The sequence below is a fragment of the Actinomyces qiguomingii genome, assembly GCF_004102025.1.
Taxonomy (GTDB): domain Bacteria; phylum Actinomycetota; class Actinomycetes; order Actinomycetales; family Actinomycetaceae; genus Actinomyces; species Actinomyces qiguomingii.
Genome location: NZ_CP025228.1, coordinates 3,214,678 through 3,228,994, shown reverse-complemented (window position 1 = coordinate 3,228,994; position 14,317 = coordinate 3,214,678). Strand labels below are relative to the sequence as shown.

The window sequence follows — 14,317 nt, the reverse complement described above, 5'->3', positions numbered from 1 at the left end:
TCATCCACATCGCCGGAGGAGATTGATATGAACCACTTCAGCCCGCAATCCACTCTGGGGGCCGTCCTCAGCGTGCCGCAGGCACGCGCACTCCTTCAAGACGGCATCCCGTGGCTGACCGACCTGCAGATCGCCGTCGAACACCCTGAGTTTCCTATCGGCGGGCTGCTGGGGATCACGCTCGGCTGGGACAGTTCCACGCGCGCCAAGCTCCTCGCTGAGCTCGCCGAACTGGAGGATCCCACTGTGCTGCCCGAGCGCCGACCGGCCCGCCCGCTCGCCGCGCCGACGCTCGAGCAGCAGGCGCGGGCACGACTCAGCACCCCGGCGTCGGCCCACTGCTACCAGCCCGTGGAAGTGACCGTAACCGTACCCGGCGCGGGAGCCGTGTTGCGCGACGTCGAGACCGCCGGAAGTGTCACCCTCACCGCCACACTCGCCGACGCGGCCGATGAGAAATCCTCCGGCCCGAGCGCCGAGGCTGCAGGAGCGAACGGGGAGAGCCGTACTCGGAGAGTCATGAGAGCTTTTTATCGCCGCGGCGACGAGCTGGTCACCCGCTTTCTGCCCGAGGCGCCCGGCCACTGGCACCTTCGCATCGACGGGATCACCGCGGCAGTCCCGCTCGAGGCGGAACTCGCCGTCACTCCGCCAGCCGCGGGCGAACATGGACCTGTGCGCGTCGCTGACGGGCACTTCACCCATGCCGATGGCACGCCCTTCACACCCCTGGGCACCACCGCCTACGCCTGGATTCATCAGAGCGCCGGAATGCGCTGCCGCACCTTGGAAACGCTGGCGTCCACCGGTTTCAACAAGCTCCGCATGTGCATCTTTCCTAAGCACTATGACTACAACTACGCCAACCCGGAGACCGTCCCCTTCCGCTCGGCCGGCCCGGGGGAGCGTGAGTGGGACTGGGACGTGTTCGATGCAGACTTCTTCGACAAGCTTGAGGACTGCGTGCGGGAATTGGGGCACCTCGGGATTGTCGCCGACCTCATCCTTTTCCACCCGTACGACCGTTGGGGCTTCGCGGAGATGACGCCCGACGTGGACGACGCCTATCTGCGTCATGTGGTCCGGCGTCTGGCCGCCTTTCCTAATGTGTGGTGGTCTATGGCCAACGAGTACGAGTTGCTGACAACCAAGTATCCCTCGGACTGGGACCGTCTAGGGCGGATTGTGGCGGAGGAGGACTCGGCGAGACACCCCATCGGCGTGCACAACATCTTCGGTCCCTTCGACGCCTCCGCCGACTGGGTCAGTCACGTGTCCTTCCAGGGCGGTGGCTACGAGATAGGACGGAATGTGGATGATCTGCGAGGTCGTTTCGGCAAACCGGTCGTCATCGACGAATACGGCTACGAGGGCAACCTGGAGCATGAGTGGGGAAACCTCACCGCCGAGGAAGAACTGCGTCGTTTCTGGGAGGGCCTCATCCGCGGTGCCGGTATGACTCACGGCGAGACCTACCTGCACGAGGACGGAATCTGGTGGTCTCATGGAGGCGTCCTGCGGGGGGAGAGCTGGAAACGCATAGACTTCTTGTGTCGGCTCATCCAGGACGCACCTCGTGGAAGGCTGATACCCACGCCGCCTGGTAGGGGGACGCCATCGGCCACGGATGGGGAGGACTACCTGCTGACCTATTTCGGCGGTGCACAGCCCTATCGGACCACCGTCACAGTGCCGGACGGCCGCACCGCGGCAATCGACGTCATCGACACGTGGAACATGACGATCGAACAGGTGGCCGCTGGGGTGGGCGGCAGCGTACACGTGCCGCTTCCGAGCCGCCCCTGGATGGCGGTGCGGGTACGCCGCGACTGAACGGTCTTCCCTCCCGCAGGGTTTTCGTCTAACATATTTGTGAGACAAAAGGTGGGTTTCATGGCTGACGGCGTCCTTGTACACCCGCGGGTGGCGGAGCGGAACCCAGACGTGGATACAGAAGACGTTGTTACGGCGTGGCGCCAGGCGATCGGTATCAGAAGACGGAATTTCGACCCTCCCGAGTACTACCTAGCAGCCGGTATGGATGCGAAGGGCCGGCTGCTCGAGATGCTCGGAGTCCAGCTCGAGGATGGCAGCATCCTGGTATTCCACGCGATGAAGCTCACCCACAAGGCAGCAATCGAGCTCGGACTCGGTTAGGAGGAAGCGGTGACGACGTACACGACCAAGAGCGGCAGGACGCTCACAGACCGGGACATTGAGGCGCTCGCGCAGGCGGCGGAGCGCGGTGACTTTCCGGGTGAGCCGGGTGCCTTCGTGGTGGGTCCGCCTGGGCGTCCGCGGCTGTCCGAGGAGGAACTCGTGACAGTCGCCTTCAAAGTGCCGCGTTCCCGGCGCGAGGCGCTCGACCGCAGGGCACAGTCGCGTGGGAAGACCCGAAGTCAGCTACTGCGTGAGATCCTCGAACGTGAACTCGCGTCCTGAACGATGATGTGCCAAACCGCTTCTTCCCTCCAGTGAGCTAGCACGCGTTCCTTCCGCCCCGCCCTCCGCCGTGCCTATAGCGGCCGGTAGTCGAAGCGCTCAATGGTTGCCGTGCCGCTTACTGCGCGAACGCCCACGACCCGGCCGGTGAAGCCGCCGGCGACCTCGGTGGACAGGTAGCGGCCGTCCAACCGGCCCAACTCCACGTCCTGACCGTCTACGCCGACGCCCAGCACCAGTTCGTCGGGCACGCGCTGCCCGAATAATCCCGACTCCGGGAGCTGCGCGCTCACCCACATCCGCACCGTCCGTCCCTGCAGTCCCTCCAAGTCCGCTGCCGTCAACTCGCCAAAAGTCTGCTCAAACGGCGCCGCGGTCGCGACGGCCACGGCGCGAGTCCCGTCCCACCGCACGGCCGCGCGATGGTCGGGGTCCAGATACACGCACAGTTCGACGACGGCGCCCGGCTCCACGGTCAGTTCCGCCTCGGCCCGCCAGGCGGAGTCGCGGCAGCGGGTGGCCAGCAGCGGGCGGGGCGCGGCGTCGTCGTCGGGCCCGGTTATCGTCAGCCTCCCGGCGGCGTTACGGGCCAGGGCGTTGCGGGCAAGCCCGCCGGGAGAGACCCACCTGTCGGGCAGATCCCAAGGAGCGTCGCCGTCGGCCACCGGTCCGGGCTGGCCGCGCAGCTCATCGGTGAAGGCATGCGTGGAGGCGGCGTCGCGCGCGGCGATCGCCTCGACGTAGCGGTCCTCGACGGCGACCGGCCAGTCCCCCTCCCAGTTGACGCCGACCAGGAAGGTCTCCCGGCCGTTGACGTGGTAGCCGGGGAAGGGCTCCAGCTGACGGATGCCCAGGTGCACCATGGCGAAGCGTGTCCCATCCCAGCCGGCGTCGTCGAGCGGGACCAGGTCGGCGTGCCCGGTGGCCTGCACCGGGTGATCGGTGGAGCGGTGGGTGAGGATCGGATTGCTGGGATGCTCCTCCCAAGGGCCCGTCAGTTCGCGGGCGCGCGCCATCGTCACGCAGTGGCCGACGCCGGTGCCGCCCTCGGCCAGCAGCAGGTACCACCAACCGCGGCGCCGGAACAGGTGCGGCCCCTCCGAATCGCGCATGCCCGTGCCCTGCCACAGGTCCACCGCCTCCCCCAGGCGCTTGCCGGTGTTCGGATCGATCGGCACCGAACGCAGTGTGGAGACCACGGTGCCGGTCTCGAAGGACACCCCGCGCCAGCTCAGGTGGCAGACGCCGTCCTCGTCCCAGCACAGGTCCGGGTCGATGCCTGGGGTGTCGGGTACTTCCACCGGGTCGGACCAGCCGGCGGCGGGATCCGTGGTACGCACGATGCGCTGGCCCAGCGGGTCCTGGCCCATATTGGTGACGATCACGTAGAAGACGCCGTCGTGGTGGCGAATAGTGGGGGCGAAGGTGCCCTGGGAGCCGGCGTCGCCTCCCGGCAGTGGCAGGGCGGAGGGGCGGGTGTAGGCGTGACCGACCTGCTCCCAGTGCACCAGGTCGGCGGAGCGGTGCACGGGCACGCCCGGAAGATACTCGAAGCTGGAGTTAACCAGCCAGAAAGTCCCGTCCACACGGCAGATGGACGGATCGGGGAAGTACCCCGGCAGAATCGGGCGGGTGGACTGGGCGGACACGGTATGTCTCCTTCCCGGGGACGGCGGTGGATAGTGGCGCCGAGCGGTCGGCAATCGGCATATCTACCGAACTCGATGGTTATTTCGACCGAACTCGGTGGTTATTTCGACCGAACTCGATGGTTATTTCGACCGAACTCGATGGTTATTTCAGCCGATCTCGGCGGAGGTGACTTCAGGCGCGTTCGGTGCCACCTCGGCGATTACCGCCTCAAGCGCGGCCTTGGCCGCCTCCATGCCGGGGATGAAGCCGTACATGGTGGCTGCGCCCGGGATCACCTTCGTCGTTGAGTCGAGTTCGTGGGTGAGGAAGCCGGTGAGCGTGGCGGCCGGGTCTTCCATGTAGGCGCCGTGCTTGCCGCGCACGGCCTCCACCACGCGCTCCCAGGCGGCGGCGTCGTCCATCAGGTCGCGCACCGTGCGGATCTGTCCGACGCCGTCGCGCAGCTGCGCGGGCAGCGTCACCGTGCGCTCATGCAGCCCGTGGCCGAGCGTCTCCGGCGCCGTGCCGGGCAGCGCCAGCTCGGCGCTCGCCCCCACCGGTACCTGCACGCTGATGTGCAGCGTGTCGCCGTCGATCTCCCAGGCGGCGCGGGCGGTGCCCAGCGGCAGCCGGCGCACCACGCTCGCGCAGGTGAAGCCATGGCCCACCTGCGGGGCCACCCGCAGCGCCCGCCCGCCGGCGCCGATCACGTCCAGGCCGGCCAGGTCCGTGATCAGCCACTGGGTTACGGCGCCCAGGGCGTAATGGTTGAAGCTGGTCATCTCCCCGGGGTTGATCTCCCCGTTGGGAAGCATGGAGTCCCAGCGCTCCCAGATGGTGGTCGCCCCCATGGTCACCGGGTACAGCCAGCTGGGGCACTCCCGTTCCAGGATCAGCCGGGCGGCCGTGGCCGCCTGCCCGCCCTTGACCAGGGCGTCCGGCACCAGCGGGGTGCCGACGAAGCCGGTGGAGATCCGGAAGGACCGCAGACGCACCAGGTCCGCCAGGCGCAGCCCGGCCCCGGCCACGCGCCGCGGCGTGTCCAGCAGGTCCCAGGCCAGTGCCTGGGCGTAGACGGTGGCGCAGTCGGACAGGATCATCCCGTCGGCGGTGACGTAGGCGTCCAGGTAGGCCTCCCGCACGCTCGCGGCTAGCGCCTCGTAGTGGGCGGCGCGCTCGGTGTTGCCGAGGATCTCCCAGGCGCGGGCGGTGATGCCGGCGCTGCGGGCGAAGTAGGCGGTGGCCACCACATCCGGGTCGGCCTTGGCGGCGGCCGGGTTGTCCGGCGGAGCGTCCGGGTCAAGCCAGTCGCCGAACTGGAAGCCGCCGCGCCACAGGTGTGAGGCCCCGGCCACCGCATCGACGCCGTCGACGAAGCAGCTCATCGCCTCCGCGCTCGCGGCCAGCACCGACGGGTCCCCGGTGGCCTCATAGACGGCCCAGGGCACCAGGGTGATGGCGTCGCCCCAGGCGCAGGTCAGCTTGTTGCCCTCCAGCACATCGGGGGAGACCGCCGGCAGGGCGCCGTCCGGGGTCTGGGCGGCGGCTAGGTCCTTGGTCCAGGAGTTCAGGAAGGCGGCGGCGTCGTACAGGCTCAGGGCGGTGGGGGCGAAGGCGCCGATGTCCCCGGTCCAGCCCAGGCGCTCGTCGCGCTGCGGGCAGTCGGTGGGCACGGTGATGAAATTGTCGATGGTTGACCAGCGGGTGTTCTCCACCAGCCGGTCCACCAGCGGATGGGAGCTGGTGAACCAGGCGGACCGCTCCATGCCCGCGGAGACCACGCGGGCGGTGACGCAGGCGAGCAGGGCGTTGTCGTCACCCGGGAACCCGTCGACCTCCACGTAGCGGAAGCCGTGCTGGGTGAGGGTGGGGGTGAAGACCTCGGGACGCTCGGGGGTGCCGGTGCCGGCCAGGGTGACGCGGTCGGTGCACTCCGCATTGCGCAGCGGGCGGGTGCCCAACTCGCCGTGCTCCAGCACCTCGGCGTGGCGCAGGGTGACCACGTCCCCCGCCTGGCCGCCGGGCACCGCCAGGCGCACGTGCCCGGTGAGGTTCTGCCCCAGGTCCACCACGCGCCTGCCCGACGGCGTGGTGAGCACCTCCACGGGCCGTACCTCGCCGACAACGGTGGGCAGCGGCAGTGTGGTCGGCTCCAGGGCGGCCTTCGGCAGGTCCCCGACGGCGACCGGGGATTCGGCCTCCGCCGCGCCGAGGGCGGGCAGCCGCAGGTCGGTGGATTGGCCGTTGTACAGGTCATTGGCGGTGATGTTGGAGGGCCGCCAGGCCCAGTCGGAGTCTGTGCCGATGACGGTGGTGCTCGCGCCGTCGCTCAGTTCGACCTGGGCCAGCAGCCACAGGTCCTGGCCGTAGACGGCCTCGCGCATCGCCCAGGTCAGGTGGCCGCGGTACCAGCCGTTGCCCAGGACGACGGCCAGCTCGTGCTCCCCCGGGGTCAATGCCGTGGTCACGTCGTGGCTCTGGACCACCTGGCGGCGGGAGTACTCGGTCCAGCCCGGGGCGAGCTCGTCGGCCCCGACTTTGACGCCGTCGATGAAGGCCTCGTAGGTGCCGCCGGCGGTCAGGTGCAGGCGGGCGGCAGTGGTGCCGGCGGGGACGTTGATGCGGCGCACCAGCACCGGTGCGGGATCGGTGCGCCGGTTGCCGGGGGCGGTGATGGGGCGGGCGGTCCAGTCAGCGGGATCCAGCAGGCCGGTCTCGACGACGGCGGGCGCCGACCAGGGCGACCAGGCGCCGTCGTCCCCGGCGACTCTTACCCGCCAGGCGGCGCTCTCGCGTGACCCCAACGGTGCGAAGGGCCAGGGCACGAACAGGGAGTCGGGGCCTTCCAGGGCCGCTGCCTCGGGTGTGCCGGGCAGGGCGCCTACGGGGCCGCGGACCACCTCGATTTCGGCCCGGGCCTGGATCCAGCCGGCGGGCGCGGTGGGCACCTGCCAGGACAGGGCGGGGGTGGCGCCGGTGCCGCCGAGCACGGGCAGGTCGGGGCGGTGATGGTCCAGGCGCAGGCCGGTCGGGGCGGCGAGGGGGCCGACCGGGTCGGTGCGCTCGGGTGCGGCGGCAGTAAGTAGGTCGGCGGCCGGGGAGGCGGGGCCGGCGGGACTGATGGCCGCGGCCGAGTTGACGCCTGCGCGAGTGGAGTCGGCCGGGGGCATGGCATCGGCGCCTGCGGCGCAGGCGGCGTTGGGCCGGCTTGAACGATGTGCGGACACTGATCCCTCCGGATCCTCGTTGAACCGTTTCACGGATTGGTCTGAGCGTATTGGGTCAATGGTGGATCCGTCAACCTCATGGTGCGCGTGGCCGGGCGGGCCGTGAAGAGGGGACGGCATCCGGCCCGGAATGGGCGCCGTTTGGGTGGCGCCCTGGGACCGGTTAAGGCTGTGTGGCGCCGCCTTCAACGGCGCCGGCGGGACCGGCGCAGATGACGCGAGCGACGGCGAGACTCCAGTCCGCATCGGGGTTGACGCCGGCGCCGAGCCAACTCGAGAAGACCTTGACCACCAGATCGCGACGCTGCGGTGCGTGCTCGGCATCGGCGGCACCTAGTGCTGCCGGCAGCAGTTCGCGGGTCAGATCGGTGCCGTATGCGGGCGTCCCGGGCTGTTGACGCCATGAGGTCTCCAAGGGGCCTGCGTCATAGGCGTCGAAACCAGTGTCCTCGACCAGAGCCATTGCCCGCTGTTTGTCGATACCTCGATCGGCTGCCACGGGCAGTGCGATCCGGCCGGGGGTGGCGCTGGGGACGCCTTTCATCGCCAGCGATGCAGAACCGATGGAGTTCCACGCCTTGGCGATGGGCCGCCCCAGCTGAGCGGAAACCCACAGGCTTTCGACCGTGCCGGCGGGCAAGAGATCGTCGCCGTCCCGCTGCGGGTAGTAGTTGGACGTATCGATGATGGTTGCATCCTCGGGGAGCTCGGCAAGTAACGGTGCAAGGGTGGGGATGGCGCTCAGCGGCACCGAGAGAATCACGACCTCGGTGTCCTGCACCGCTTGTGCGGATGTGACGGGCTTGGCGCCGTCGACGAGCAACTCGGCCGCAATGGTGTGGGGGCCGCGCGAGTTGGCGGCTGCGACCTCGTGTCCGGCGGCGCTCAACGCTCGCACGAGACTGGCGCCAATGTTGCCGGTGCCGATAATGCCAATTCTCATGGGGATTCCTTCCGGTGGTTCAAGGGTTCTTGCGGTCGACGACGTCATTGCGTCCGGTATGCCTCAGGCGGCGGGGGTGGGATCGCGGCGGGCCGCGGCTAGAGCATCCCGGATCTTCTCTGCGGGTGTGGGGGAGACCGGTGCGGTGAAGATGTCCTCCCGAAGCGCCGTCGTGCATCCAACACCCTGGGTGTGGGGGAGACCGGTGCGGTGAAGATGTCCTCCCCCGGCGTGAGCCGGCCGGCCAGGTATATGGGCGTGTAGGCGGCTGTCCCGGGCGCAAAGCGCCAGGCATCGGCCGCAGTGCCCGCGTCAACGGGGTCGAAAACTGCCAGTCGCGCGATGGCGCTGCCGATCGCGCCGGCGCCCACGATTCCGAGTTGCATGGGTGCTCCCTAGTGTCGAGAAGAGGTGGATGAAACCGCAGGGGCGGCCTGGCCGGGACGGCGATGCCGGTTCTCCGGTGGCTAGGCCCTGCGCAGGCGCTCGGCGAAGTCGCGCAGCACGGCGGCCATGTCCACGCTGCGGTCTAGCAGCCACTCCGCCTGAAGGCCCTCAATGAGGGAGACGAGTTCAACGGCTGCCAGGTCGAGGTCAACGTCCTCGCGCAGTCTTCCCGCTTCGCGCTCGCCCTCCAGGTCGGCGCGTACCGCGGACCGGAAACGACGGGTGAGTCCGGCGATGTAGTCGTGCGCGGGATGCTCGGGGTTGATGGCCTCGGCGCGCATGACGGTGTCCAACTGGATGAGGCCGGGGATGGTCGCATTGTGCTCCATGACCAGGGGCAGCGCCTCCAGCAGGCCGTGCTCGGTGAATAGAGCGGCGCGCCATTCGGCTTCGGTCTCCTCGCGTCGCTTCAGCACCGCTTCGAGCAGCGTCTCCTTGTTGCCGAAGTGGTGGCGCAGCAGTGTGTGGCTCACGCCGACCGCCTCGGCGATCTGTCGCAGGGAGAGGTTGTTGTAGCCCTGCTCGGCGAAGACTTCCATGGCGGCGTCGGCGATGGCGGCGCGTCGGCGCTCCCCGTTGGCGTAGCGCGTGCGCCCGTCGGGCGGGGCGACGGCGTCTGAGTCGGGCACGGTCAACCTCATCTCCGGGCGAATCGCTGTTATCGGGCATATGGGCCGGTGGTCAAGACCGTGGCCGTTGTCAAGTTTAGATGATCGGTTCGGCGGCTGTTCGGTGTTTGCGGGAGTGGTGTGCGGTGCCTGCTTGGCAGGGCCCATGGCGGGGCCGTCGGGGAGCGACCCAGGGGCGCACGCGGAGAGACGTAGACCACAATGTAAGTGATCTAGATCTTGACCAATATGGTGCAAATTGAGTTATGCTTTCCTCGTCAGGCGCCGCGACACCCGCGAGCGCGCCGTCGCCGGCATTGCAGCCGGCTTCATATCAAGGACGATTGATGACCACCCCACCCGCCACTCGGCAAGACGATGCCGACGATCCCTACGCCTCCTCCACCATTGCCGGGGCCGACCCCGCCGAGGGGGTCGCTTACCCCGCTGCGGGCGCAGTCATGACCGCGCCGGACGAGGAGACCGCTCGTATCACCGCCAAATTCGGCAACCCGCGCAAGACCATCTGGCTGGTGCTGATCGCCGCCATCGGCGGCTACATCATGATGATGGGAATGGGTACGGCTCTTCAGCTGCGCCTGAGCGTCATCGACGAGGACCTGGCCACCCTGGTCTACTCGCGCGCCACCTCCCTGTCCGCTCTGCTCATGCTCGCCGTCGTCCCCATTGTCGGGGCCCTGAGCGACCGCACTCTGTCGCGTCTGGGCCGCCGCCGTCCCTGGATCGTCGGCGGCTATCTCCTGGCCTTCGTGTGCTTCCTTATCATCGGCTCCTCCACGAGCTCCATCGTGATCATCGCCGCCTACATCATTGGCATCGCCTCCGCACAGGCGGGTTTCAACGCTTACTCCGTGATCCCCGTTGAAGGCGTCCCCGGCAATATGCGTGGGCGCATCATGGGATTCATGGGTCTGTGTGGAGCGCTTGCCATGAGTGCCGGCTCCTACATCGCCGGCGCCCTGGTCGACATCTCCACTGTGCTGCTGATGACGGTGCCGCCGACGCTCGCGATTATCTGCGCCCTGCCGCTGCTGCTGCTCTACAAGGACCCGCAGCACAGCCGCGAGGAGATCCCGCAGGGCGGCACCCTGGACATGTTCGCCCACATGTTCGTCAACCCGGTCAAGCACCCGAATTTCGGTATCGTCTGGCTCTCCCGTTTCCTGGCCGGGGCCGGCATGGCTGCCTTCCTCGGATTCTTCGTTCTCTACCTCATTATCGGCCTACATATGACCCCTGCCCAGGCCGGCGCCCAGGCCGGGCACCTGTCCCTGATGAGCGCCCCCGTGTCCATCGTCGTCTTCATCGGCTCCGGTTGGATCTCCGACAAGCTCGGCATGCTCAGGCCCCTCGTCGCCCTCGCGGCGGTCATCATGGCGGCCGCACTGATCATCGCCGCCACCTCCACCACCATCACCGGCTTCACCGTGGCCTGGATGATCTTCGCCGTCGGCCAGCCCATGTACCTGACCGTCGACCTCGCCCTGTGCGCCAAGGTCCTACCCAACGAGGCCGACGCCGGCAAGGACATGGCCGTTTTCGGTCTGGCTCTCAACCTCGGCAATGTCCTGGTGCCGGCAGTCGCCCCGACCCTGCTCGGTCCGGCCTCCAACAACTACCCGCTGCTGTGGGGCGCCGCGGCCGCCGTCGTCTTTGGTGGCGCGCTGCTGATGCCGCTGGTCAAGGGAGTGAAATGAACGGGGCGACGGCGGCAGTCGGTCTCGCTGCGAGTGCCGCCCGCCGCTGGCCGAACTGGGATGAGCCGTCGCGCCCTATCCTCCCCGTGCGCGCCGCCCCGCATGCGAAACCTTCCTCAACTACCACGAACCATGACTGACAAATGGAGATAATCACCCCATGACCACCCCTGCATCCTCACCGGCCTCCGCCGCTGGCTCCTCTGCCGCAGCCCCCGCCACCCCGTTCCCGGACGGCTTCCTCTGGGGCACCGCCACCGCCTCCCACCAGGTGGAGGGCGGCAATACCAACAACGACGTCTGGCTGTACGAGCACGTACCGAACACCATGTACGCCGAGTCCTCCGGCGACGCCTGTGATCACTACACCCGCTACCGGGAGGACATCGCGCTGCTCGCCTCCCTGGGGCTGAACTCCTACCGGTTCTCCCTGGAGTGGAGCCGCATTGAGCCGGCCGAGGGCGAGTTCTCCGCCGTCGCCATCGCCCATTACCGGGACATGCTGCGCGCCTGCCGCGAGCACGGGCTGACGCCGATCGTCACCTACCACCACTTCACCTCCCCGCAGTGGCTCATCGCCCGCGGCGGCTGGGAGGACGCCGACACGCCCGCCCTGTTCGCCCGCTTCTGCCGCCGCGTCACCGAAGAGCTCGGTGACCTGTTCGACATCGCCTGCACCATGAACGAGCCCAACCTCGCCATCCTGCTCGGTGAGATGGGCATGTGTGAGCGTGAGCCGGCCCAGCGGCTCGGCAACCCCACCTGGGAGGGCGCCGCCCGCGCCCTGGGGACGACGGCGGACAAGGTCGCCGGCTTCCAGCTGTCGGCCACCGAGCAGGCCTTCGAAATCAAGTGCGCTGCTCACAAGGCGGCGGTCGAGGCCATCAAGGCTGTCAAGCCCGAGATGCAGGTCGGCTGGAGTTTGGCCAACTCCGATTTCCACGCCGCTCCCGGGGGCCAGGAGCGGGTGGCGCGCATGAACGAGGAGAACAACCTGCGCTACCTGCGCGTGAGCGAGGGTGACGACTTCGTCGGGCTGCAGACCTACAACCGCACGGTGCTCGGACCCGACGGGCCGGTTCCGCCCGCCGAGGGCGCAGTGGTCAACCAGGGCGGGGAGGAGATCTGGCCGTGGGCGATCGGCGCCGTGATCCGCCAGGCCTGGGACGCGGTCCAGATGCCGATCTACGTCACCGAGAACGGGCTGAACACCGTCGATGACACTCAGCGGGTCGACTTCCTGCGCACAGCGATAGGTGAGGTCGGCGCCGCAATCGCCGACGGTATCGATGTGCGCGGCTACATGTGCTGGTCCGCCATGGACAACTTCGAGTGGATCTTTGGCTACGGCCCCAAGTTCGGCATCATCGCCGTCGACCGGGACACCCTGGCGCGCACCCCCAAGCCCAGCGCCCATGTGCTGGGGGAGATCGCCCAGTCCAACGGGGCGGTGCTGAGCCGGTAGCCGGAAGCTGCGGCGGCGTCGTCGGGCCGTAAAGCCGACGGCGCCGCTCCGGTGGTCCGAAGCGCGGCGGGCCACCGGACCGGACCCCGCCCGCGGCGCTAGACTCGGTAGTGGGGCGGAAGGAGCCAACATGAGCGGCAAGGACTGGTCGACGACGGAGCTGTCAGTCCTGTACGACGTGTTCTACGAGTGCGGCACGCGCCTCGGCGGCGAGTACGTGTCTCTGGCGTATGCGGCCGAGGACGCGGGCGACGCGGAGGCGGTGGAGTTCTGGGACGAGCAGGGTCGCCTGCTTCAAAATGAGCGGCAGGCCGTTGACCCGAATGATCGCGCGATGATTGTGGCAACTATGAAGCAGTGGGACCGCACCCTCCAGTTGCTACGGTACGCACGTGCTGCCAGGCCTGCTTCGGCGGCTGCGTGATGGACGAGACAACCAAGGGGCGGGCTTGGGACCGAGCACGTGCCCGGCTATTCGGTGGTGCTACTCGGTCGTCGTCGCCGGTGCTGCTGTCTGTGGGGGCTCAACCTGGTGCTGGGAAGACGCGCGCGATTGGCCTGGCCCTGCGTGAGTTCTACGCTGGTGCGTCATTTGTCGATATCGTCGGGGACGATCTGCGGCAGTTCCACCCGGACTTTCCTGCTCTGTCGCGGTCCGCGGACCCGGAGGCGATGCCCGCAGCGACGGCGGAGTTGTCCGGCTGGCTGGTCGGGCAGGCGCTGGCCTACGCCGCCGAGCACGGTTACTCGGCGGTAGTGGAAGGAACCCTGCGGCGTCCGGAGACCACGCTCGGAACGCTGACGAAGTTCGCGAAGGCGGGTGCCCGCACGCACCTGGTGGTACTGGGTGTGAGTGCCTTCGACTCGTGGACGGGATGCATAGACCGCTATCTGTCGGCGTTGGAGACTGGCAGGGCTGCGCGCTGGACGCCCTTGGCGGCCCACGACGCGGGTCTGAAGGGAACACCACAGACGCTGCTGGCCGCGGCGTCTAGTCCGGATGTGCATCGACTGTCGATCGTGGATCGTGCCGGTGTCGTCCACTATGACAATCTGAGGGGCGGTGACGGAGATTGGACGCGGCCCGAGCACGCCGTCGAGGTGCTCACCGAGTTGCGCAATCGGCCCGGTGACTCGGTTGGGAGGTTTGCCCGGGTCGACTCGCTCGCCGAGCGCGCGGGTGCGCTGAAGGTGGTGCCGATTGTGTGTGAGGGCATCGCTCACGCCCGGAAACTGGCTGGAACGCGTCCTGCCCGCTCGAAGGCGGATGTACTCGGGCAAATCGCGGAGCGAAGCGAACAGTTGCGTCGGGCGAATCAATCCGGCCTCGAGCGGCCAAGTCGGCGTCCCGACCCATTCAACCGACCCCGGTGATGGGGTCACTCAGCAAGGCAACAAGAAGGGCGAGGACCTCGTCGTCCTCGCCCCGTGTTTTCCGTGGCCTCAGGGCCGTCGCGGGAGCGCCCGCGGAGTGATCCGCCTCAGGCGGTCACCGCACTGCAATCGGTTACAACCGCTTTCAGCGCTGCTCGTTCTCGGCGGCAATCGCACGCTCGAGCTCACGCTCGCGGGCGGCGGCGGCACGGACGGCCAGATCGATGTCGAAGAACATGTTCGGTTCCTTTCGGTTGAGTTTTCCCGGTCGGTTCTCCGACCGAGGCCGGCTGGCTGTTCCTGCCGACGCCCATAAATATACCGATCGGTCGGCGCTCGATCCAGCCCTGAGAGTGTGCAGTCTGTCATGGTTGCAGTAACGCGGTGCAACGAATTGCATCGCGCTGTACGGGCTCGAGACGGTTCGGGAGTGCGGTCCGTTGCTCGAGACTCGCTCATAG

The 14,317-nt window shown here is 68.2% G+C and carries 11 protein-coding genes; 7 read left to right on the top strand and 4 right to left on the bottom strand.

All coding sequences use genetic code 11. The features are described from left to right. Positions 1-27: 27 nt before the first annotated feature. Genes CWT10_RS13560 through CWT10_RS13550 form a run of 3 tightly spaced genes read left to right on the top strand, consistent with a single transcriptional unit; the run spans position 28 to position 2,442 of the window. Positions 28-1,833, top strand: coding sequence for a DUF5605 domain-containing protein (locus CWT10_RS13560; RefSeq protein WP_103063058.1), 1,806 nt, complete (start codon positions 28-30; stop codon positions 1,831-1,833). A gap of 60 nt (positions 1,834-1,893) precedes the next feature. Beyond that, on the top strand, positions 1,894-2,157 hold the full coding sequence (locus tag CWT10_RS13555) for a hypothetical protein (RefSeq protein WP_103063059.1): 264 nt from the start codon (positions 1,894-1,896) through the stop codon (positions 2,155-2,157). Between the two features lie 9 nt (positions 2,158-2,166). After that, the gene (locus CWT10_RS13550; protein ID WP_103063060.1) at positions 2,167-2,442 is read left to right on the top strand and encodes a CopG family transcriptional regulator; all 276 of its coding nucleotides are present in this window, start codon (positions 2,167-2,169) and stop codon (positions 2,440-2,442) included. A gap of 74 nt (positions 2,443-2,516) precedes the next feature. Here CWT10_RS13550 and CWT10_RS13545 read toward each other — a convergent pair whose 3' ends face one another. From CWT10_RS13545 to CWT10_RS13525, 4 genes are all read right to left on the bottom strand, one after another. Next, positions 2,517-4,091 carry a glycoside hydrolase family 43 protein gene (locus CWT10_RS13545; RefSeq protein ID WP_103063061.1) on the bottom strand — a complete coding sequence of 525 codons (1,575 nt, stop codon included), beginning with the start codon at positions 4,089-4,091 and terminating at the stop codon, positions 2,517-2,519. Positions 4,092-4,241: 150 nt separating this feature from the next. After that, a complete protein-coding gene (locus CWT10_RS13540; RefSeq protein ID WP_199176336.1) occupies positions 4,242-7,301 on the bottom strand; it encodes an alpha-L-rhamnosidase in 3,060 nt (1,019 codons plus the stop codon). Positions 7,302-7,464: 163 nt separating this feature from the next. Next, positions 7,465-8,244, bottom strand: coding sequence for an NADPH-dependent F420 reductase (locus tag CWT10_RS13535; protein WP_103063062.1), 780 nt, complete (start codon positions 8,242-8,244; stop codon positions 7,465-7,467). 467 nt (positions 8,245-8,711) lie between these two features. Then, positions 8,712-9,320, bottom strand: a complete 609-nt coding sequence (locus tag CWT10_RS13525; RefSeq protein ID WP_233188142.1) for a TetR/AcrR family transcriptional regulator — start codon at positions 9,318-9,320, stop codon at positions 8,712-8,714. Between the two features lie 326 nt (positions 9,321-9,646). Here CWT10_RS13525 and CWT10_RS13520 point away from each other — a divergent pair, with 326 nt between their 5' ends. From CWT10_RS13520 to CWT10_RS13505, 4 genes are all read left to right on the top strand, one after another. Next, entirely contained in the window at positions 9,647-11,017 is a 1,371-nt protein-coding gene (locus tag CWT10_RS13520) for an MFS transporter (protein WP_158247647.1), read from the top strand. A 160-nt stretch (positions 11,018-11,177) separates the two neighbouring features. Further along, positions 11,178-12,482: a glycoside hydrolase family 1 protein gene (locus CWT10_RS13515; protein ID WP_103063065.1), complete on the top strand. Its 1,305-nt coding sequence runs from the start codon at positions 11,178-11,180 to the stop codon at positions 12,480-12,482. A 130-nt stretch (positions 12,483-12,612) separates the two neighbouring features. Then, positions 12,613-12,906: a hypothetical protein gene (locus CWT10_RS13510; RefSeq protein WP_103063066.1), complete on the top strand. Its 294-nt coding sequence runs from the start codon at positions 12,613-12,615 to the stop codon at positions 12,904-12,906. After that, positions 12,906-13,856 (top strand): zeta toxin family protein, encoded by a 951-nt coding sequence (locus tag CWT10_RS13505; protein ID WP_103063067.1) that lies wholly within the window; start codon positions 12,906-12,908, stop codon positions 13,854-13,856. Before CWT10_RS13510 ends, CWT10_RS13505 begins: the two co-directional genes overlap by 1 nt. Positions 13,857-14,317 lie beyond the last annotated feature (461 nt).

What these genes read in the sequence shown, in the direction of transcription:
- CWT10_RS13560 (WP_103063058.1), top strand. Translation starts at nt 28, where the DNA reads ATGAACCACTTCAGCCCGCAATCCACTCTGGGGGCCGTCCTCAGCGTG.
- CWT10_RS13555 (WP_103063059.1), top strand. Translation starts at nt 1,894, where the DNA reads ATGGCTGACGGCGTCCTTGTACACCCGCGGGTGGCGGAGCGGAACCCA.
- CWT10_RS13535 (WP_103063062.1), bottom strand. Translation starts at nt 8,244, where the DNA reads ATGAGAATTGGCATTATCGGCACCGGCAACATTGGCGCCAGTCTCGTG.
- CWT10_RS13520 (WP_158247647.1), top strand. Translation starts at nt 9,647, where the DNA reads ATGACCACCCCACCCGCCACTCGGCAAGACGATGCCGACGATCCCTAC.
- CWT10_RS13515 (WP_103063065.1), top strand. Translation starts at nt 11,178, where the DNA reads ATGACCACCCCTGCATCCTCACCGGCCTCCGCCGCTGGCTCCTCTGCC.
- CWT10_RS13510 (WP_103063066.1), top strand. Translation starts at nt 12,613, where the DNA reads ATGAGCGGCAAGGACTGGTCGACGACGGAGCTGTCAGTCCTGTACGAC.
- CWT10_RS13505 (WP_103063067.1), top strand. Translation starts at nt 12,906, where the DNA reads ATGGACGAGACAACCAAGGGGCGGGCTTGGGACCGAGCACGTGCCCGG.